The sequence below is a fragment of the Loktanella sp. R86503 genome (assembly GCF_042466455.1).
Taxonomy (GTDB): Bacteria; Pseudomonadota; Alphaproteobacteria; order Rhodobacterales; family Rhodobacteraceae; genus Loktanella.
The window spans coordinates 2893243-2913068 of sequence record NZ_JAXHCI010000002.1 but is presented as its reverse complement, the minus strand read 5'-3'; the positions used below and the strand labels follow the sequence as shown (position 1 = coordinate 2913068).

General features: G+C 57.8%; 22 protein-coding genes and 1 tRNA gene. 10 read left to right on the top strand and 13 right to left on the bottom strand.

Annotation, left to right across the window (positions count from 1 at the left end; translation table 11 throughout):
* The first annotated feature begins 139 nt into the window (after window positions 1-139).
* From SJY10_RS15330 to SJY10_RS15315, 4 genes are all read left to right on the top strand, one after another.
* Window positions 140-1159, top strand: a complete 1020-nt coding sequence (locus SJY10_RS15330) for an amino acid ABC transporter substrate-binding protein (RefSeq protein WP_386684211.1) — start codon at window positions 140-142, stop codon at window positions 1157-1159.
* A 141-nt stretch (window positions 1160-1300) separates the two neighbouring features.
* Window positions 1301-2539 carry an amino acid ABC transporter permease gene (locus SJY10_RS15325; RefSeq protein ID WP_386684209.1) on the top strand — a complete coding sequence of 413 codons (1239 nt, stop codon included), beginning with the start codon at window positions 1301-1303 and terminating at the stop codon, window positions 2537-2539.
* A 1-nt stretch (window position 2540) separates the two neighbouring features.
* On the top strand, window positions 2541-3851 hold the full coding sequence (locus SJY10_RS15320; protein WP_386684207.1) for an amino acid ABC transporter permease: 1311 nt from the start codon (window positions 2541-2543) through the stop codon (window positions 3849-3851).
* Window positions 3852-3864: 13 nt separating this feature from the next.
* Window positions 3865-4656 carry an amino acid ABC transporter ATP-binding protein gene (locus SJY10_RS15315; protein WP_090189651.1) on the top strand — a complete coding sequence of 264 codons (792 nt, stop codon included), beginning with the start codon at window positions 3865-3867 and terminating at the stop codon, window positions 4654-4656.
* A 99-nt stretch (window positions 4657-4755) separates the two neighbouring features.
* On the opposite strand, the gene SJY10_RS15310 is transcribed toward SJY10_RS15315, so the two are convergent.
* From SJY10_RS15310 to rpmH, 8 genes are all read right to left on the bottom strand, one after another.
* Window positions 4756-5256 carry a SixA phosphatase family protein gene (locus SJY10_RS15310; protein WP_386684205.1) on the bottom strand — a complete coding sequence of 167 codons (501 nt, stop codon included), beginning with the start codon at window positions 5254-5256 and terminating at the stop codon, window positions 4756-4758.
* A 3-nt stretch (window positions 5257-5259) separates the two neighbouring features.
* Complete coding sequence (gene argB, locus SJY10_RS15305; protein WP_386684203.1) at window positions 5260-6138, bottom strand: acetylglutamate kinase; 879 nt, start codon at window positions 6136-6138, stop codon at window positions 5260-5262.
* A 90-nt stretch (window positions 6139-6228) separates the two neighbouring features.
* Window positions 6229-6879: a ribosome biogenesis GTP-binding protein YihA/YsxC gene (yihA, locus tag SJY10_RS15300; RefSeq protein ID WP_386684201.1), complete on the bottom strand. Its 651-nt coding sequence runs from the start codon at window positions 6877-6879 to the stop codon at window positions 6229-6231.
* A 178-nt stretch (window positions 6880-7057) separates the two neighbouring features.
* Window positions 7058-8890 carry a membrane protein insertase YidC gene (gene yidC / locus SJY10_RS15295; protein ID WP_386684199.1) on the bottom strand — a complete coding sequence of 611 codons (1833 nt, stop codon included), beginning with the start codon at window positions 8888-8890 and terminating at the stop codon, window positions 7058-7060.
* Window positions 8891-8953: 63 nt separating this feature from the next.
* Window positions 8954-9796 (bottom strand): tRNA 2-thiocytidine(32) synthetase TtcA, encoded by an 843-nt coding sequence (ttcA, locus tag SJY10_RS15290; RefSeq protein WP_386684197.1) that lies wholly within the window; start codon window positions 9794-9796, stop codon window positions 8954-8956.
* A gap of 125 nt (window positions 9797-9921) precedes the next feature.
* Window positions 9922-10143, bottom strand: a complete 222-nt coding sequence (yidD, locus tag SJY10_RS15285) for a membrane protein insertion efficiency factor YidD (RefSeq protein WP_386684195.1) — start codon at window positions 10141-10143, stop codon at window positions 9922-9924.
* A complete protein-coding gene (rnpA, locus tag SJY10_RS15280; RefSeq protein WP_386684723.1) occupies window positions 10140-10520 on the bottom strand; it encodes a ribonuclease P protein component in 381 nt (126 codons plus the stop codon). Before rnpA ends, yidD begins: the two co-directional genes overlap by 4 nt.
* 24 nt (window positions 10521-10544) lie before the next feature.
* Window positions 10545-10679, bottom strand: a complete 135-nt coding sequence (gene rpmH, locus SJY10_RS15275; RefSeq protein WP_386684193.1) for a 50S ribosomal protein L34 — start codon at window positions 10677-10679, stop codon at window positions 10545-10547.
* A gap of 282 nt (window positions 10680-10961) precedes the next feature.
* On the opposite strand from rpmH, the gene SJY10_RS15270 reads away from it, so the two are divergent.
* The 4 genes from SJY10_RS15270 (at window position 10962) to SJY10_RS15255 (ending at window position 14683) form a co-directional block, all read left to right on the top strand.
* Window positions 10962-11714, top strand: a complete 753-nt coding sequence (locus SJY10_RS15270; RefSeq protein WP_386684191.1) for a TVP38/TMEM64 family protein — start codon at window positions 10962-10964, stop codon at window positions 11712-11714.
* A gap of 1 nt (window position 11715) precedes the next feature.
* Window positions 11716-13134, top strand: coding sequence for a dihydrolipoyl dehydrogenase family protein (locus tag SJY10_RS15265; RefSeq protein WP_386684190.1), 1419 nt, complete (start codon window positions 11716-11718; stop codon window positions 13132-13134).
* A gap of 13 nt (window positions 13135-13147) precedes the next feature.
* A complete protein-coding gene (locus SJY10_RS15260) occupies window positions 13148-14548 on the top strand; it encodes a sensor histidine kinase (RefSeq protein ID WP_386684188.1) in 1401 nt (466 codons plus the stop codon).
* 58 nt (window positions 14549-14606) lie between these two features.
* A tRNA-Arg gene (locus SJY10_RS15255) sits at window positions 14607-14683 on the top strand.
* Window positions 14684-14691: 8 nt separating this feature from the next.
* Here the strand turns inward: SJY10_RS15255 and SJY10_RS15250 are convergent.
* The 4 genes from SJY10_RS15250 to SJY10_RS15235 all read right to left on the bottom strand — a co-directional run bounded on the left by SJY10_RS15250 (window position 14692) and on the right by SJY10_RS15235 (window position 17082).
* Window positions 14692-15822 (bottom strand): tyrosine-type recombinase/integrase, encoded by a 1131-nt coding sequence (locus tag SJY10_RS15250; RefSeq protein WP_386684186.1) that lies wholly within the window; start codon window positions 15820-15822, stop codon window positions 14692-14694.
* A 163-nt stretch (window positions 15823-15985) separates the two neighbouring features.
* Window positions 15986-16537 (bottom strand): hypothetical protein, encoded by a 552-nt coding sequence (locus SJY10_RS15245; RefSeq protein ID WP_386684183.1) that lies wholly within the window; start codon window positions 16535-16537, stop codon window positions 15986-15988.
* Between the two features lie 75 nt (window positions 16538-16612).
* On the bottom strand, window positions 16613-16867 hold the full coding sequence (locus tag SJY10_RS15240) for a hypothetical protein (RefSeq protein WP_386684181.1): 255 nt from the start codon (window positions 16865-16867) through the stop codon (window positions 16613-16615).
* Window positions 16864-17082 carry a hypothetical protein gene (locus SJY10_RS15235; protein WP_386684179.1) on the bottom strand — a complete coding sequence of 73 codons (219 nt, stop codon included), beginning with the start codon at window positions 17080-17082 and terminating at the stop codon, window positions 16864-16866. Before SJY10_RS15235 ends, SJY10_RS15240 begins: the two co-directional genes overlap by 4 nt.
* Before the next feature lie 80 nt (window positions 17083-17162).
* On the opposite strand from SJY10_RS15235, the gene SJY10_RS15230 reads away from it, so the two are divergent.
* Entirely contained in the window at window positions 17163-17399 is a 237-nt protein-coding gene (locus tag SJY10_RS15230) for a transcriptional regulator (protein ID WP_386682989.1), read from the top strand.
* The gene (locus tag SJY10_RS15225; protein ID WP_386684177.1) at window positions 17396-17602 is read left to right on the top strand and encodes a hypothetical protein; all 207 of its coding nucleotides are present in this window, start codon (window positions 17396-17398) and stop codon (window positions 17600-17602) included. Before SJY10_RS15230 ends, SJY10_RS15225 begins: the two co-directional genes overlap by 4 nt.
* A 141-nt stretch (window positions 17603-17743) precedes the next feature.
* On the opposite strand, the gene SJY10_RS15220 is transcribed toward SJY10_RS15225, so the two are convergent.
* On the bottom strand, window positions 17744-19819 hold the full coding sequence (locus tag SJY10_RS15220; RefSeq protein ID WP_386684175.1) for a hypothetical protein: 2076 nt from the start codon (window positions 19817-19819) through the stop codon (window positions 17744-17746).
* Between the last annotated feature and the right edge of the window lie 7 nt (window positions 19820-19826).

The following is a 19826-nucleotide window of genomic DNA, read 5'->3' as shown; positions in this document are numbered from 1 at the left end:
CCCGGCAGTTGCTCTTGACCTCTGGGCTGGAATCCGCCCAATCTCTTTGCATTGGGGGGGAAACCCGTCAAACCCAACCGTCCGGACGGACGGAATAATTGGCTGCCCTTTAGGGGCGGGTACTCAGGAAGAGGTAATAATGAAAAAGACCGTACTTTTTGGAACGCTGGCAGTTGCCGGTCTGACCGCTGCTGCTGCTTCGGCAGCAACGCTGGATGACGTCAAGGCACGCGGCCACCTGAACTGCGGCGTCGTAACCGGTCTTGCCGGTTTTGGTGCACCCGACGCCAACGGCGTCTGGGAAGGTTTTGACGTCGACGTTTGCCGCGCTGTTGCTGCTGCAATCTTTGGCGACAAGGACGCTGTCGAATTCGTTCCGACAACGGGCGAGACACGTTTCACCGCGCTGTCCTCGGGCGAGATCGACCTGCTGGCACGTAACACCACCTGGACGATGTCCCGCGACACCGACCTGAAGTTCGACTTCATCGGCGTGAACTACTACGACGGTCAGGGCTTCCTGATCCCGAAATCGCTGGGCGTGACCTCTGCCAAGGATCTGGACGGCGCGACTGTCTGTATCCAGACCGGCACCACGACAGAGCTGAACCTGGCCGACTTCTTCCGCGCTAACAACATCAGCTACCAGCCCGTGGCCGTTCAGACGAACGCCGAAGGCCAGCAGCAGTATCTGGCTGGCGCCTGCGACGTCTACACCACGGACGCATCCGGTCTGGCTGCAACCCGTGCAACCTTCGAAGCACCGGGCGATCACGTTCTGTTGCCTGAAATCATCTCGAAAGAGCCGCTGGGCCCGCTGGTCCGTCACGGCGACAACGAGTGGGGCGATATCGCCATGTGGACGCTGAACGCGCTGATCGCAGCTGAAGAGCTGGGCATCACATCTGCCAACATCGGCGAAATGTCCGCAGCACCGACCAACAACCCTGAAGTGAACCGTCTCCTCGGCACCGAAGGCGAGCTGGGCGCGATGATCGGTCTGTCTGCTGACTGGGCCAAGAACGCAATCATGGCTGGCGGCAACTACGGCGAGATCTTTGAGCGTAACATCGGTGAGAACACGCCGATTGGTCTGGCACGTGGTCTGAACGCACAGTGGACCGACGGCGGCCTGCTGTACTCGCCACCGTTCCGCTAAAAATATAGGCGAAAGGCCCGGTTTCTGCCGGGCCTTTCGTCAATCCGATCCAAAAGCGTCAAGAACGTCTGCCAGCGCGTGGTGCATCCGGGCCAACCGGAGCAACCTGAACAAAGTCTGGCATTGCCCGGGGAGAATATAATGTCATCGATGTCGGATAGCCCGCCACGCGAAAGCTTTCGGCTGAGCCAGCTTATCTACGACACACGCTATCGGTCTTTGACCATCCAGGTTATCACGCTCGTCCTGGTCTGCGTCGGTATCTATTGGCTGGTCAACAACCTGCTGGCGAACCTTGCCAATCTAGGGTTGCAGCCTGATTTCAGCTTCCTAAGCTCTCGTGCCAGCTATGATATCACGTCCAGCATCGGCACTTGGCTGGTCGGCTATACTAATGCGGGAACGCATTGGGATGCGACCCTTGTCGGTCTTTATAACACCTTGTTGGTTGCCTTCATGGGCATCGTACTGGCCACGATCCTTGGCGTTCTGGCCGGCGTTTTGCGCCTGTCACGCAACTGGCTTGTCAGCCGTCTAATGGCTGTCTACGTCGAAGGTTTCCGCAACGTGCCGCTGCTGCTGTGGATCCTTTTGATCTATGCAGTCTTTTCCGAAGCGACGCCGCAGCCCCGCGATTTCCGTATTGGCGAAGATGGCACTGCGAATGCTTCGCTGATCTGGAACAGCATTGCCGTTACAAACCGCGGCACCTATTTGCCCGCGCCGGTCTGGGGGGCGAATTCCGGCCTTTTGGTTGGTGTGTTCATTGCATCGCTGATCGGGGCCTACGCCTATCGCCGCTACGCGAAAAAACTGTTGTTTGATACAGGTCGCCTGCTGCCGATGGTCTGGCCTTTGTTCGCGATTGTGATTGTGCCGTCCGTACTGGCGTTCTTTGTGCTGGGGCGTCCTGTGACGCTGAGCTATCCGGAGCTGACTGGTTTCAACTTCAGCGGTGGCTTTCAGCTCAGCAATCAGTTGATGGCGCTGTGGCTTGCACTGTCACTTTATACCGGTGCCTTTATCACTGAAATCGTCCGCGCGGGTATTCTGTCTGTGTCCAAAGGCCAGTCAGAGGCCGCAGCCGCCCTGGGCGTGCGTCCGAACCGTGCGATGAGCCTTGTGATCCTGCCGCAAGCGATGCGGGTCATTATTCCGCCGCTGACGTCGCAGTATCTGAACCTGACTAAGAACTCGTCTTTGGCTTTGGCCGTGGGCTATGCCGATGTGCGGGCAACATTGGGCGGCATCACGCTGAACCAGACGGGGCGGGCACTGGAATGTATGCTGTTGCTGGGCCTCGTCTATCTGGCGCTGTCCTTGGCAATTTCGTTCATCATGAACGTATTTAACAACTCTATGAAACTTGAGGAGCGTTAAGATGAGCGATACACACGCACAAACCGCCCCTTACGTCCGTGACAGCATGCTTGCGCAGCAACCCCCGCCCATGACCGAGGCGGGAGCGGTCAAGTGGATCAGGGAAAACCTGTTTCCGACATGGCTGAACGGATTGATGACCCTGATTGCGATCTATGTGATCTGGGTCGTGCTAAGCCATCTGGTGCCGTGGTTCGTCAGCCCGACTTGGACGGCGACATCCTTGTCCAACTGTCGTGAAATTCTAGCTGCAAGCGGCGAAGCCGCGTCAAAGGCCTGCTGGGGCGTCATCCGCGACCGGTGGGAGCAACTATTGTTCGGCTTTTATCCGTCGGAGCTTTACTGGCGGCCAACCGTGGCGCTGGTCGTCATGCTGGCGGGCCTTGCACCGGTCCTGTTTGGAAACTTTCCGCGCTGGTTCATGGGCTTTTCGTTGGCCTCGCCTTTCCTGATCTTCTTTTTGATCTGGGGTGGGCCGATCTGGCTGCCTATCGCGATGGCAATCGGTTTTGTGCTTGCGGTCGCAGCGTTCCGCGCGCTTGTCGGCGTGAACCAGATCGTTGCTGTGATCGCCACGATCCTGGTGCCGGTGCTGTACTGGCTGTTCATCATGGGACCGCTGGTTGATGCGCTGACCTCTGTCGCGCCGATCGGTCTGGAATCGGTGCGGTCGAACCAGTTAGGCGGCTTTCTGCTGTCTGTCGTCATCGGCGTCGCCGCCATCGTGCTGTCGCTGCCGCTGGGGATCATCCTGGCCCTTGGCCGCGCGTCGGACCTATTTATCGTTACCAAGCTCAGCGTCGGTTTCATTGAGGTCATTCGCGGCGTGCCGCTGATCGTCTGGTTGTTCACAGCATCCTTGCTGCTGAACTACTTCCTGCCGCCTGGCACGAATTTTGACCTGACGCTGCGGGTTATCATCATGGTGACGCTGTTCTCTGCCGCCTATATCGCAGAGGTCGTGCGCGGCGGTTTGGCTGCTGTGCCGAAAGGCCAGTACGAAGGTGCCGATTCACTGGGGCTTTCCTATTGGCAATCCATGCAGTTGATCGTGCTGCCGCAGGCTCTCAAAATCTCTATCCCCGGTATCGTGAACACTTTTATCGGTCTGTTCAAGGACACAACGCTGGTGCTGTTCATCGGTTTGCTTGACCCGCTGGGGCTGACGAATGCCATCCGCGCCAGCACCGACTGGAATGGCGTCTATTGGGAATTGTTCGTCTTTATCGGCGTGCTGTTCTTTATCGCCTGCTACAGCATGGGCCGTTATTCACTGCACCTGGAGAAGAAGCTCCAGCGCGAAAACCGTTAAGGGAGGCATGACAATGTCAGAGGCCGTTCAAGACCGCCAAATCAATCGCAGCGCCATGCAGGTCAGCGATGAAGTCGCGATTGATATCAACAACATGAACAAGTGGTACGGCACGTTCCACGTGCTGCGCGACATCAACCTGACGGTGAACCGCGGCGAGCGGATCGTGATCTGCGGTCCGTCCGGGTCCGGCAAATCGACGCTGATCCGCTGCATCAACCGTCTGGAAGAGCATCAATCCGGTCAGATCATTGTCGATGGCACAGAGTTGTCGTCGGACCTGAAAAATATCGACAAGATCCGGTCAGAGGTTGGCATGTGCTTTCAGCACTTCAATCTGTTCCCGCATCTGACGATTTTGGAAAACTGCACGCTGGCCCCGATCTGGGTGCGTAAAACGCCCAAGAAAGAAGCTGAAGCAACGGCGATGCATTTCCTTGAGAAGGTGAAAATTCCCGATCAGGCCAACAAGTACCCCGGTCAGCTTTCGGGTGGTCAACAGCAGCGTGTGGCGATCGCGCGGTCGCTGTGCATGAAGCCGCGTATCATGCTGTTCGACGAGCCGACTTCGGCGTTGGACCCCGAGATGATCAAGGAAGTTCTGGACACCATGATCGAGCTGGCTGAAGAGGGCATGACCATGTTGTGCGTGACCCACGAGATGGGCTTTGCCCAGGCTGTGGCGAACCGGGTCATCTTTATGGATCAGGGACAGATCGTGGAACAGAACGAGCCGCATGCGTTTTTCAACAACCCGCAGTCGGACCGGACGAAGCTGTTCCTGAGCCAGATTCTGGGTCACTGACGCAGGTTGGAGCCGGTAAAAGCGGGGGCCAGCCCCCGCACCCCCGGGATATTTTTAACCAGAAGAAGACAGGACCGCGTGCTGAAAGGCAGGCGGTCCTTATGCGTTCAGATCGGCGGGAATGACGAAATGGGTTACTGTGCCGCGGTTGATATCAGGCCAGCGGGCATTATCGAACTGCATGACTGTTGTCGCGGCGGTCGGGTAATCGTCAAATCGCGGGTGGTGCGGCGGCGTTAGCGCAAGTTGCCGCGCTGCTAGGCCAATGCCCGGATTATGGGCGCACACGAGCAATATGTTTGCTGTCTGCCGCTTGATCTGTTGGATGAGCACATCGGATGAGGCATTGTAAAGTGCGCCTGCCACCTTGGGCAGCATCGGCGTTTCAGCGTTTGTCATCAGTTCGGCGACCGTCTGGCGGGTTCGGGACGCATCGGAGCAAAGGACAACATCGGGCGATAGGCCCGCCGTGCGCAGCCATGCGCCCATCGCCCGCGCGTCGTTGATCCCGCGGGGGGTCAGCCTGCGTTCGTGATCGGTGGCAATTGGATCGTCCCAACCGGATTTAGCGTGCCGCATCAGGATCAGCGTAAGAGGCAATGATCAGTCCTGCCGCGATTTGACGCGCGATTCTGTAGACCGGATGATCGAGCCAGCCCCGTGTTCAGTAAATAGTTCGAGCAGGGATGCATTCGGCAGCCGCCCATCCAGAATGACCACGGCGCGGACCCCGTCCTCGATCGCTTTTAGCGCGGTTTCGACCTTGGGAATCATGCCGCCGGCAATGGTGCCATCGGCGATCATGTCGCGAATCTGGGCAGGGTTCAGCTGGGTCAGGACTTCGCCATTGGCATCCTTGACGCCGGCCACATCCGTCAGCAACAGCAGGCGGTCCGCTTTGAGGGCACCCGCGATGGCACCCGCGGCGGTGTCGCCGTTGACGTTGAACGTTTCAAGAAAGTCCATGCCGGTCGCGACAGGTGCCACAACTGGGATGATGCCGGCCCCGTAAAGATCGCGCAGCACCTGCACGTTCATTTCGACTGGGCGGCCGACGAAGCCAAGTTCTGGATCGTCCACTTCGGCGACCATCAGATCGTCATCCTTGCCTGACAGGCCGACGGCGCGGCCGCCTTCGTCCATGATCGCCTGAACGATGCGCTTGTTGACGAGACCGGTCAGCACCATTTCGACCACTTCGACAGTCGCCTGATCGGTGACGCGTTTGCCGCGAATGAAGTTTGACTTGATGCCGAGCTTATCGAGCATTTCATTAATCATCGGCCCGCCGCCGTGGACGACCACGGGGTTCATGCCGACCTGTTTCATCAGCACGATGTCACGGGCAAATTCTGCCATCGCATCGGCGTCACCCATGGCGTTGCCGCCGAATTTCACGACGACAACGGCACCGGAATAGCGTTGCAGGTAGGGCAGGGCCTCTGACAGCGTGCGCGCAGTGGCAATCCAGTCTCGGTTCATGTCCTGAGTCCTCATGGCTATCTCCCGGAAGGTATTGCCTAGGGATAACGGAGCGGACGCGCCCCCTCAAGCGATGATCGCAGGTGCGGGTCAGGCCTCGATGGATGCAATGACGGCGCGCAGGGCAGCGATGCCTTCGCCTTTTTCAGAGCTGGTCAGGATCAGTTCGGGAAAAGCGGCCGGGTGCTTGGCCATGGCGGCGCGGGTGGCGGCCATGCTGGCGTCCAATGCGTTGCCTTTGACCTTGTCGACCTTGGTCATCACGACCTGAAAGGTCACTGCTGCGCGATCCAGCAGCGTCATGATTTCCTCGTCCACGGCTTTGGCACCATGGCGTGCGTCGATCAGTACGAAAACGCGGCGCAGTGTGGGGCGCCCTTGCAGATAGTTTTTCAGCAGCGCCTGCCATTTTGCGACGACGGCGACGGGCGCATTGGCAAATCCGTAGCCGGGCAGATCGACGACATACAGATCGCCAGCGGTGAAAAAGTTGATTTCCTGTGTCCGGCCGGGGGTGTTGGATGCGCGGGCAAGGCCCTTGCGCCCGGTCAGCGCGTTAATCAAAGAGGACTTTCCGACATTGGACCGGCCGGCAAAGCAAACCTCTAGCCGGTCGGCGGGGGGCAAGCCGTCCATCGCGACAACGCCCTTGAGGAATGTTGTCTCTCCGGCAAAGAGCAACCGGCCTTTTTCGAGTGCTTCGTCGGAGGGCATCTCGATCTCTGGGAATGGCAGTTGCATGATAGCACCTTTCGTCTTGCACCAATGGCGATCCTGCCGCCGGTCATCAACGGTGCATAAACGCCAAGACTGGTTCGTGTCCAGTCATCGCAAGGCACGGACGGATGCGAAGCCTGAAACAAAAGAGGCACCGAACCTTGCGGTCCGGTGCCTTCGTTTGTCGCTGTCGCCTTGGGTCTTACTTGGACTTGGGCTTTTTCGGGCTGTTTGCCGCGACCTGAGCCGGTTTCTTGCGGCTGAAGGTGGAGCGGATGTTGCCGAACACGTCCGGCTTGGCCCCATGGCTGCGCATGATCAGGTACTGCTGCGCAAAGGTGATCGTGTTGTTGGTGATCCAGTACAGGACCAGGCCCGATGCGAAGCCGCCCAGCATAAACATGAAAACCCATGGCATCCACGCAAAGATCATTTTCTGCGTCGCATCAGCGGGGGCCGGATTCAGCTTTTGCTGAAGCCACATCGAAATGCCGAGCAGGATTGGCAGCACGCCGAGGGACAGGATGAAGAAGATGCTGCCCTGTTCCGGTGTGCCCCAAGGCAGCAGGCCAAACAGGTTCAGGATCGAAGAGGGATCCGGCGCGGACAAATCGTTGATCCAGCCAAGCCAGGGGGCGTGGCGCAATTCCAAAGTGACGAAGATCACCTTGTAGAGCGAGAAGAAGATCGGGATCTGGATCAGGATCGGCAAGCAGCCCGCGGCGGGGTTTACCTTGTTGTCCTTGTAAAGCTTCATCATGCCGGTCTGAAGCTGAGATTTGTCGTCGCCGGCACGTTCCTTCAGCTTTTCCATCTCGGGCTGAAGTTCCTTCATTTTCGCCATGCTGACATAGGATTTGTAAGCCAGCGGCAACACGAGGAGTTTCAGGAAGAAGGTCAGGGCAATAATGGCGAAGCCCATGTTGCCGATTAGAAGGTTCAGGTGGTGAAGCACCCAGAAAATCGGCTTGGTCAGGAAAAAGAACCAGCCCCAGTCGATGCTGTCGACAAAGCCAGTCACGCCAGCTGCCTGATAGTCACGAATGGTTTCCCATTCCTTTGCACCGGCGAACAGTTGGGTCGTCACGCTTGCTGACGCACCCGGGGCTACGGTCTGGGCTTCCTGGACAGCCTCTGCCTGAAAGATGTCGCGGCTGGGGAAATATTTTGCCACGGACCGGAAGGGCACAGATTGGTTCGGGATCAGTGTCGTCATCCAGTAGTGGTCGGTATAGCCGATCCAGCCGGAGGAGGTGACGTCCTGACGTTCCGCATTGGTGCCTTCACGGTCATCGACGGCGAAATCGAGCATTTTCTTGTATTTGACTTCTTCCAGCGTTCCGTCGGTCATGCGGACCAGACCTTCGTGCAGAATAAAGAAGTTCTGCAGATCGGATGGCATACCTTCTTGGCGCAGGAGGCCGTAGGGGCGCAGGCTGATGGAGTCTGCGCCGCTGTTTTCGACGCTTTGGTCAACGCTGAACATGTATTTGTCATCAACCGAAATACGGTTGCGGAAAATCTGGCCGGCACCGTTGTCCCAGACCAGCGTAACGGGCGTGTCGGGGGTCAGCGCCTCTCCGCTTTCGATCGACCACAGGGTGTCGGGGCCGGGGACGGCATCAGCGGCGATACCGGTTGCAGCGGCCCAGCCAAAGGACGCAAAGTAGGCATCAGGCGTGCCGCTGGGGGTCAGCAATGTGACCTCTGGCGAGGTGTCGTCGATGGTTTCGTGGTATTGCGTCAGTTTCAGGTCGTCGATCCGGCCACCTAGCAGGGAAATCGTGCCTGACAGTTCTGGCGTTTGGACGGTGATGCGCGGTGCGTCGGCTGCAGCGGCAGTTTCAGGATCCGTCGGGGCTGCGATGCCGCCGGTGACGGGATCGGCCGTTGGTACAGTTGCATCGGTCTGTTCCTGCGCCGCCTCGAGCGTGGCGGGGGCCTGTACCTCTGGCGGGAACAGGAATGTCCAGACGATGATAACCAGCGTGCTGAGCACAAGTGCCAGGATCAGGTTCTTGTTTTGATCTTCCATGCGTCGCAACCGTCCGTCTGTGAAATCTGGTGGGGTAGGTTCAAACCGCGCCGACCCTAAAGGTCAAGGGGTTTCGGGGTCTTTGTGATCGAGGGCAAGTCCTGCGAAATCGAACAGTGCCGTATCAAGCAGGTGACTTGGTCGAGTGTTCATCAGGGACGAGAATATTTTCTGCCGCCGTCCTGGGCTGTTGGTTTCCCAGCCATCCAGAAGGCGTTTGATCTGCTGGCGCTGCAAGCCGTCCTGCGACCCGCAAAGGTCGCAGGGAATGATGGGGTAGTTCATGGCGCGGGCAAAGGCGTCGCAATCCGCCTCGGCGACATGGGCCAGAGGGCGATATAGAAACAGATCGCCTTCGTCGTTTTTCAGCTTGGGGGGCATGGTCGCCAGTTTGCCGCCATGAAACAGGTTCAGGAAAAACGTTTCCAAGATGTCGTCACGGTGATGGCCCAGCACGACGGCTGTGCACCCTTCTTCGCGGGCGATGCGGTAGAGATTTGCGCGGCGCAGGCGCGAACACATGGTGCAAAGCGTACGACCTTGCGGTGTTTTGTCCATGACGACCGAATAGGTGTCGCGATACTCGATCCGATGCGGTACGCCCATTTTCTTTAGAAATTCAGGCAACACTGTCGCCGGAAAATTCGGCTGCCCCTGATCAAGGTTGCAGGCGACCAGTTCGACCGGCAGAAGCCCGCGCCATTGCAATTCGTACAGCACCGCCAAAAGCGTGTAGCTGTCCTTGCCGCCGGACAGGCACACAAGCCACTTGCCACCGGGAGCAATCATGCCGTAGCGGTCGATCGCCTCTCTGGTGTCGCGCACAAGGCGCTTGCGCAGCTTCTTGAAAGCAACGGTGTCCGGAGCGCCGTAGAACAGCGGGTGAATTTCGGTTTCGTCAAGCATGGCATCACCTACTGCGGCAGGGGGCAAAACACTAGTCAAATTGACGGCGCGTCGCGGAAGATGGGGCACCGATCTTTCGCATAAGAATCGGAAGCTCCGAATTTTCTGCCAACATTTGGCCGGCGTTAGTCGGGAACATTGTCGATGCCAGAGCCGCCCCAGGGGTGGCAGCGCCCGATGCGTCGCAAGGTCAACCATCCGCCTTTGGCAGCACCGTGCTTTTCCAATGCTTCCAGCGCGTAGGCAGAGCAAGTCGGGTGAAAGCGGCAACCGTGACCAACCCAGGGCGACAAGAGCAGCCGATAGGCTCGCACGGGTATGGCAACAACGTAAGCCAGCGGCGTCACTGATGCACCTTTGCAAGGGCGCGGATGAGGTCCGACTGCAACTGCTTGAAAGGAAGGCTACCGGTCGTTTCGGCGCGGCCAACCAGCACATAATCCCAGCCAGGGCGACCGTGTGTCGGCAAAATCATACGCGCGATTTCACGCAGCCGCCGTTTGGCACGGTTCCGCGCCACGGCGTTGCCGACTTTTTTCGAACAGGTATAGCCAACGCGCACCAAGTCGGTGCCGTCATCACGCGGTCGACCTTGCAGGTGGATACCGGGTGTGCCTTGCCGGCGGCCATGACTTGCAGCGATAAAATCCCGCCGTTTTGTCAGGACCTGCGGACGCGACAAAGCCGCCGATTCGCCATTATCAGGCGTATCCGGCGGCATCATGTCTGTCATCGTCAAGTGAGGCGCTTACGCGCTCAGCTTGGCCCGGCCTTTTGCGCGGCGGGCATTGATGATTTTGCGGCCAGATGCTGTTGCCATCCGGGCACGGAAACCGTGACGGTTCTTGCGGACGCGGTTGCTGGGTTGGAACGTGCGCTTCATCGCGTGTCCTCCGGTTCGGGGGCCAAACCCGGTATGGATTCGAGGCCCGTCATTCATTCAGACCTGCCCTTTAAGTGGCGCGCCCCCGCGTGTCAACGGCGCTGTTCGGGAAGTTTTGCTACGGTTCAATATACGCATGGCAACGAATTGTTACAGTTTTGCCCTTAGCCCCTTAAGTTTGAGCCTGCTGGATCAATGCCGCGTGAGATGTCTATCCTCCGCCAAGCCACTGCGCCATGTAAGATGGCAATGTAAAACGCCCATACGGCAGAAAGTGTGACGATGTCAGAAAAGACGACTGTAAGCCCTATTTTGCGCCGCCTGCCATTGATTCTTATTGTTGTGGTTGCAATCCTGGGGGCCTGGCTTTTGCGTGACTATCTTTCCTTTGATGCACTTAGCCAGAACAGAGAAGCATTGCTGGCGTTCCGCGATGCTAACTATCTGCTGTGCGTTCTTGGTTTTATCGCCGCCTATGCCGTGATTGTTGCGTTCAGCCTGCCCGGTGCAACGATCGCCACCCTGACAGGCGGGTTCCTTTTCGGCAGCTTTCCGGCAGCTTTTCCGGTGTTGCCAGGGGCCATTTTCAACGTAACGGGGGCGACAATTGGCGCGATCGCACTGTTCCTTGCGGCCCGTTGGGGGCTTGGGCAGACATTGGCGAAAAAAATGGATGCCAGTGACGGTGTCGTCAAGCGAATCAAAGACGGTATCGATGACGAGAGCAACCAGTGGTCGATGTTGTTCCTGATCCGGCTGGTCCCAGCCGTTCCATTCTTCGTTGCAAATCTGGTGCCTGCCTTGGTGGGCGTACCGCTTTACCGTTTCGCGATTACGACCTTTTTCGGCATTATGCCCGGGGCGGTCGTCTATACTTCGGTTGGCGCCGGCCTTGGTGAAGTCTTTGCGCGCGGCGAAACCCCCGACCTTGGCATCATCTTTCAACCGGCAATCCTGTTGCCGATCCTTGGGCTTTCCTTGCTGGCCGCCCTTCCTCTGATCCTCAATGCACTGCGCGGCAAGAAAGGCCTTTAATATGAACCGTATCGAAACTGATATCTGCATCATTGGCGGCGGGTCTGCGGGCCTGTCAATTGCAGCCGGGGCGTCGCAGATGGGTGCGCGTGTCGTGCTGATCGAAGGCCACAAGATGGGCGGCGATTGCCTGAACTATGGATGTGTCCCGTCCAAGGCCCTTTTGGCGTCGGCAAAGCATGCTCATGCCGGCCTAGATAATCCCGATTTCGGCATCGCCCAAGCCATGCCTAACGTTAATTACGCAGGTGCCAAGGATCATGTCCGCCGCGTTATTGAAGCAATCGCGCCAGTCGATAGTCAGGAACGATTCGAAGGATTCGGTTGCACCGTTATTCGCGAAAACGCGCGTTTCATTTCCGAAAGTGAAGTGCAGGCCGGCGAGACTGCCATTAAGGCGCGCCGATTTGTCGTTGCCACTGGGTCCGGCCCCTTTGTGCCGCCGATTGATGGCCTTGATACCGTAACAGTTTACACCAATGAAACCATTTTCGACCTACGCGAGAAGCCGGATCATCTGTTGGTGGTCGGTGGTGGACCTATCGGGATGGAAATGGCGCAGGCCCATGTGCGGCTTGGCTGCAAAGTGACCGTGATTGAAGGTTCCAAGGCCATGGGCAAGGACGACCCAGAGATGGCCGCCATTGTGTTGGAAAATTTGCGCAGCGAAGGCATCGAAATTGTCGAAGATGCGCAGGCCAGCCGAATTAGCGGGGCTGATGGCACAGTTACCGTGCATACGCCAAAAGGTGACTTTACCGGCTCACATCTTTTGATGGCTGTCGGGCGCGCGGTGAACGTTGACAAACTGGATTTGGACAAGGCGCATGTGCAGTATGATCGCAAGGGTCTGAAGGTCGATGACAGCCTGCGTTCCGTCAGTAACAAGCGCGTTTATGCGGCGGGCGATGTTGCGGGTGGCCTGCAGTTCACGCACGTTGCCGGTTATCACGGCGGGCAATTGGTGCGGTCTTTGGTTTTGGGTCTGCCGTCCAAGGTGCGCACAGACCATATCCCTTGGGTAACCTATACCGACCCCGAACTTGCCCAGGTTGGCCTAACCGAAGCGCAGGCGCGAAAGGCCCATGGTGACAAGCTGACGGTCGTGCGGTCCGAATATGCACATAATGACCGCGCGAATACCGAACTGCAGATGCGCGGTTTGATCAAGGTGATGGTTGTGGGTGGCAAGCCTGTCGGTGCATCAATTGCGGGGCACATGGCCGGCGAATTGATCGCATTGTGGGCCATGGCCATTGCAAACAAGATGAAAATGCAGGCCATCAGCAATACTGTTTTACCATATCCCACCTATATGGAACTGAACAAACGGGCGGCGGGGGCCTATTTCACCCCCAAACTGTTCGAAAGTGATATGGTCAAACGGATCGTGGGGCTGGTACAGCGCTTCCTTCCCTAACGTCGGAGGTGCAATGCTGAACACTCTTTCCGGTCGGTTCCTGATTCTAACCGTCATTTTTGTAATGCTGGCGGAAATCTTTATTTTTGTCCCCTCGGTTGCCCGCTTCCGAGAGGACTATTTGCTGGCCCGGCTGGAGCGTGCGCAAATTGCGTCACTGGCCGTCGAAGCCACCGACATGATTGCGCCAGAGCTGGAAGCCGAGCTGCTGACAAATGCTGGCGTTTTCAACGTTGTTCTGCGACGCGATGACATGCGGCAGTTGGCTTTGTCATCCCCGATACCCGATGAAATAGCAGCAACATACGATATGCGCGATCCATCGGGGCCAAATCTGATCCGTGAAGCCCTCGCAACCCTCTGGGACAAGTCACCGCGGATCATTCGGGTTATTGGAACGCCCGTGCAGGGCGGGGGGCAGCTGATCGAAGTCACCATGGATCAGATGCCATTGCGAACCGCGATGATCGAATACGGCCTGAACGTTTTGCTGCTGTCGGCCATCATTTCGGTCATCACGGCCCTGTTGTTGTTCCTTGCAGTCCAGGCGATTCTGGTTCGTCCGATCAAGGGCGTCATTGATCACATGCAGAACTACGCAGATTCACCCGAAGATGCGCGGCGCATTATCGAACCCAGTGCTGGCCTTCGCGAGTTAAGGGATGCCGAAGACGCGCTGCAAATGATGCAAACGCAGTTAACGTCAGCCCTGCGCCAGAAAGATCGCCTTGCGCAACTGGGCGGTGCCGTTGCCAAGGTCAGTCATGATTTGCGAAACATCCTGACATCCGCGCAGCTGTTCACCGACCGGATCGAAGGGTCAGATGATCCGCTTGTTATTCGTATGGCACCAAAGCTGGTGGGGTCGATTACCCGGGCCGTACACCTTTGCGAAAGCACGCTTGCCTTTGGCCGCGCCGATGAACCTGCGCCACGACTCGCGCGGGTCGAGCTTGCACAGATCGTCGACGAAGTCGTCGAAAGCGAGCGGCTGGCTGCGGGCGATTATCCGCTATCCTTTGCAGAGGATATTCCGGCGACGTTAAATCTGCGTGCTGATTCAGAGCAGATCTTTCGGGTGCTGTCGAACCTTGTCCGCAATGCGCGTCAGGCGGTTACAGCCACCGGCAAGCCGGGCGAAATCTGCATCTCTGCAGAAGAAGATGACAGGCTATGGCGCATCACCGTGTCCGACACGGGGCCGGGGCTGCCCCCCAAAGCGCGAGAGCATCTTTTCCAGCCGTTTCAGGGGGGCGTGCGGAAGGGGGGGGCTGGACTTGGCCTTGTCATCTCGGGCGACCTTGTGCGTGGCCATGGTGGCCGGCTGACGCTTTTGCAAAGCGATGGCAGCGGTACGACCTTTGAAATCACACTGCCGAAAGCTGATTTTGCCCTTGGTCCGGAAACTGTATGATTATTTTACGATTAGCCCTTGCATCGGTCAGGCGCTGCAGCTAAATCCCACCACACGCGGATTGGTAGCTCAGTTGGATAGAGTACTTGACTACGAATCAAGGGGTCGGGGGTTCGAATCCTCCCCAGTCCGCCATTTTCATCTTACCCATGTTTAAATCCTTTAGTTTTAAGGGGTTTAGTGTCGTGAGTTGGAACAGGTTTAGAAAGTTGGAAGTTTTCCGTTCCTTCTATGATCCTTCGAAGGTCCGCAGACTTCGCGTAGCGGGTCGCCTCGCCTTCGGTTTCGTGTCCTAAAATTGCCATCCGCTTGTCAGCCGCCGCGCCGTTCTCTTTGAACATGGCAGCGCGGCCTTTGCGGACGCCGTGTGCGGCCTTGCCGCTATCCAAGCCTGCCGCTGTCGCAGCCTTAGAGAACCACTGTGAGGCGCTCTTAGGTGATCGTGCTTTGCCGGTCTGCGTCGTCAGGAATACAATGTGCTGCGGCTCTGCATCTAAGCAGGCTTGTAGGTCGTCTGTTGCTTCAAACCATTCCGGCCCCGCGATATAAAACGGCGCTGTCGCAGTGCTTTTAGACTTCTGCCGGGTGTATGTCAGCCAGCCGTCATCGGACACCATCGCCCGCGTGAGCCGGCAGGTGTCTGCAATGGCCGCGCAGGTGCGATACATCAATTCGAACGCCAGCCGTTCTTTCGATCCAATCGGCCAATGGCTGCGAAAGGCTGCGAAGTCTTCCCGCGTCCATGCGGTGAAGCCGTTTGTTTTTTCAGTCTCTCGCATAGACACAAGTTTGGCGACGTTAGTATCGACAAGGCCCTGCTGGTCCCAGAAGTGGCAAAGCGAACGCCAGACCTTTAGCCGGTTGTTTGCAGAGTGGCCCTCGAATTGCGCCAGATCCGTCTTGATGTTGCGGGCGGTCAGCTTTTCCAAACTGGCGCTGCCGTATGCCTGGCGAATGTCATCGCAACGTGAGCGCCACCGTTCCTTGGTGCTGTCGGCCATGCGCAGAAAGTTTGATGATCCTAGATAGGCTGTTACGCCAGCGCCTAAGCTGCCCTTAGTGTAAGACTTGGGCTGCGCCGCCGGTGCTTTGCCAGACGCGGCGACATAGGCGCGAAGAAACTCGGCGCTGTCTTTGCGGGCGTCGGGCATGGCAACCGCCTTCGCGCCTTTGGCCTTGAAATACCAACGCGCATTGCCGCTCGGCCAAAATCCAGATTGGCTAAGATACTTCAACCTGACCTCGTTTCGAATATGTCGTCGTTTTCGTTGCACTTCGTGTCCGCCTTCATCAGCAGGGCAGGGGCCTGCGGGTCGGTGAAGTATACACGAACAATGCCGCCGCCATGAATGTCCGCCGCGACCACGTTAAATCCAGCGGCACTTGCGCCTTGCAGTGCTGTTGCTACTAGATGTTGTGTGGTGCGGCGGTTGCTCATTATGCTGTGGCCGCGTCGGGATAAGCAGTGTCCAGCAATTCGCCGGGGTTGAAGCCCAGACGTCCGACGACATCGCGGAACAGATCGAGAGGTTCAACCATGACCATGCCAGCGCCAACTCGGTGCCGTAGGTTGCCATACGTGTCGCGGGCTTTGCCCGGTGTCCACAGTTCGTCATGCGAGCCATACGGCCCAACAGCGAAAACGGTTGCGCCGCAGTTAGGATGGAATGGAAAGCCGGGTTCACGGTCAGGAAGATCGTATATGTCGCCACCGCCCCCGCCGTATGCAAACAATCCGGCCTCTGCTGCGGCCCGCTTAACTTCGGACAATCCCGCATTGATTAGCGCCTGCGTCATTGCCAGATGCATAACGCCATAAAAAGTGAATGTCCGATTTGCACCTTTGGTGCCGCCCCCGACATGGCTAACGATCTTATCCGATTGAGGAACTATGTATCCACGCTCGGCCCAGTTTTGGACCGAGCGCGATGTAACGCTAGCGGCCAATGCGGCCTCTTTTTGCGATAGTTTGAGCTTGTAGATGTCCATGCCAGTCTCCGTGGTTTCCAGCAGAATAACACCCCTGTCATAATATGCAAGCTATAAAACTACCCCTGTCATAATTTATGCGGCAACGTCCGATTTGCTTGCTTTCGCAGCCTCCTTTGCGAACGCTTCATCGCGGCCCACCAAGCGCCCCATCGCGTTTGAAATGGCGCATATCGCATCGCGGCGCATCCGCGCGTGGACGCCCTTGATCGACTCTTGCGCAAAATCCCAAGCCAGAATTTCGAGTGCACTCGCCAGCCCGGTCATGTCGGCCAATATGCTATCTGCCTCGTCCAAACGGTCGCGCAGAGGGTTCTTTTCCTCGTTCATGCTGCGGCCTCCACTTTGCGCTCTAGGCTTTCCAGATCGCGTGTAAGGCGGTCAGCTTTGCCAATCAGTTCGTTCACAAGCGCATAAGCTGCGTTCGATGCTGGCGATGAATTCGAGGTGCTCTCGCTGATTAGGATTTCCAGACCTTGCAGCAATCCGTGAAGGAATGTTGCATCAGTCGCGCATTGTTGGATCGTCTTGGGTGTTGCGGTCATTGTCTTTGGCTCCCAGTGTGTGTATCAACAATTAATGTTGCTAATCTAGGGCCGACCGCCCGTCAATAAGAATTGTTGATATGACCCCAGCCCAAAGCCGTGCAGCCCGTGGAATGATCGGACTCTCTCAAACCGCCTTAGCCGAAAGTTCCAGCTTGGGGCTTTCGACCGTGGTGGACTTTGAGCGCGAACGCAGGGTCGTGTCGGATCAGGCAATAGCTGCGATGAAAGCCGCCCTAGAAGCTGCTGGCGTTGTGTTTCTGCCTGCAAATGGCAATGGTCCAGGTGTGGCTCTGCAAAAGGATTGGACCAAATGAAAGTCCGCAAACCAACGGCACAAGAACGTGCAGTATTGGAAGCTTTTTCTGGAACGCCAGAACCTTGGGAGCGATTTTCTGGCGCGGGATCTGTCACTAAGCAGAGCCTCTTGCGGATGAATTGGATTCGACCCAATACCGACCCCGATTATGACTCAAGCTGGTTTGAAATAACACCGGAAGGCGAAGAGGCGCTATATTAGGCTGGCCCCATCGGATCCTACCCCGACGTGCCAGCCCTGCACCGCGCCTGTGAAAGGATCAGGCCGTGCCTTGTCGGCGGTTTACCCACTCAACCGACTAACGGGGATCGTTCGCGCTGACCGTGCGCAGGTGATGCCAGCCTATCCCTTTTCCTTCGTATGCCGCGACACGATGCCAGGGACTTCCTTGCGCATCTGTGCGTTGCCCTGCTGAACGCCTTGCGCGACCATCTGGCGTATCTCGCTGTTTCCGGTTGCGCCGTTGACGATGATGTTCTGCGTCATGTTCTGGCTTCGGCTCTGATTGTCCACCATTCGCGCTGACAAGTCGTGCGGGATGACTTGCGCACCGCTCGGCAGGTTCACCAATTCGCCGCCCCGTTCGTTGATCGTCGCCCAACCACCGGGCGCGTTGTTCGTACCAGTAGCAAAGCCGGGGATTGCGCCCAATGCAGCGCCGATAAGCCCGCCCGCACCACCGCCGCCGCCGATAGTGGCAAAGGTGCCAGAACCAAATAATGCGTATTCGATTGCCGCCCGCTTAATCGCACCAATGACGCCTTCAAACGCGCCCTCTACGCCCATTGCCGCATCGATCAGGCTATCTTTCCATTGCTGGTTGAGTTGTTCCAGCGCGGCCATCTTGTCCTGCGCTTGTTCGTATTGCCCTGCCAGCTTGCCCACCTGCGCGGCCTCTGCGTCGATCCGCGCCGACAGTTCGTCAGTAACGACAATCCCGCGCTTCTTTGCTTCATCCAGCAGCGCATAACGCGCCGTCAGTTCGGCAATCTCTGCCTTTGACATACCGACCATTTCGATCTGGCGTTGCAACGCTGTAATGTCCTGTTGAACGCTTTCCATCAGCGGGCGTTCAGTCGTGGCCGGGGATCTGCCAGCGCCACGCGACCGGCCACCTGTTGCGGCCTTGACTGACGGCGGGTTTAGGTAGGCCGATGACCTGGCGTTCGCCACGCGCAGATTGCGCTGCGCTTGATTGTCGCCAGCACTCTGCACTTGGTCAGATTGCGAACCGCGTTCATCGTCGCCAAGCGGTGCCAGCTTCTTTGCCAGTGCCGCCTTGGCCTCTGCATCCTTTGCCGCTGTGAAGGCCGCTGCGGCGTCCCATGCGGCCCCTGCGATGTTGCGCATCCTGATTAGAAGCGCATCAGCAGACGGCAACGCGCCATCGATGCCGGTGGCAATCTGGAAAGCGTTCGTCGCCGCCTCGATCATGGATTGGTTTACATCTTGAACGGTGGCGTTCAATTCCAGCCCCTTAAGGCCCGCTTCGCTGATCTGCGCAGTCAGGGATTGCGCTGCGGCCCGTCCTGCTTCGGTTGTGGGCGCAATGTCGGCCAAAACCGCGATAAGGTTTGCCGCCGCTGCGTTCTGGTCGTCTAGAGTGCCGCTGGCCGATGCCTGCAATGCTGCCAGGGCATTGCCCAAAGCCAACGCCTCGTCATTGGTGACAGCGAAGGCGTCCGCAATCTTACTGACGGTCGCATCCATTTCTGATCCAAGTTCGCGGGCGTCTTTTGCTGAAAACTGCATCGCCGTGGAAAGCCCGCCAAACTGCGTTGCCATCGTCTGCAATGTCGCCGCCAATGCGGTCATAGACTTCGCCTCGGCACTGTCACGCAATGCCAGCAGGAAGGTTCTTGCCGCTGCTTCCGCTTCGCCGTATTTCTCGATTAGATCGGCAGTTGGTGTGCGTGCCGCCGCCGCTGCTGCGGTGTAGGCGTCCACGCTGGAATTGAGATTCTTTAGCTGGTCATCAAGGTCTGCGGTTTCGTTGCCCATGCTTAGAAACATGGCCGCGATAGGGATGCCGACCGCCGCCACGGTGCCTAGAAGGGGGGCCACAAGGCCAAGAGCGCCACCAAGCGCACCGAACCCGCCTAGAAGCTGTGGAAGCTGCTGTGCCATCACTCTGCTGGCGCTGGTCCCCATTTCCATCTGAACGGCAATGTCGCCAAGCTGCGCTGCGGTGTTTTGCAGGACAAACCGGCCACGCCCGCCGATGTTGACGACACCTGCTAGGCCGGTCGCGGCCTTGCTCGATGACGCGGCCATGCGATTGCCCATCGTGTCGAACCGCTTTTCTAGGTCCGTCGAAGTTTTGGTGCCGACCTGCGTTGCCTTCGCCATCTGCTTCTCGAATTTGGACAAGCTGGCTTCCATGCGAAGCAACAGGCCGGTGTCGATGTTCTGTGCCATATCCGGC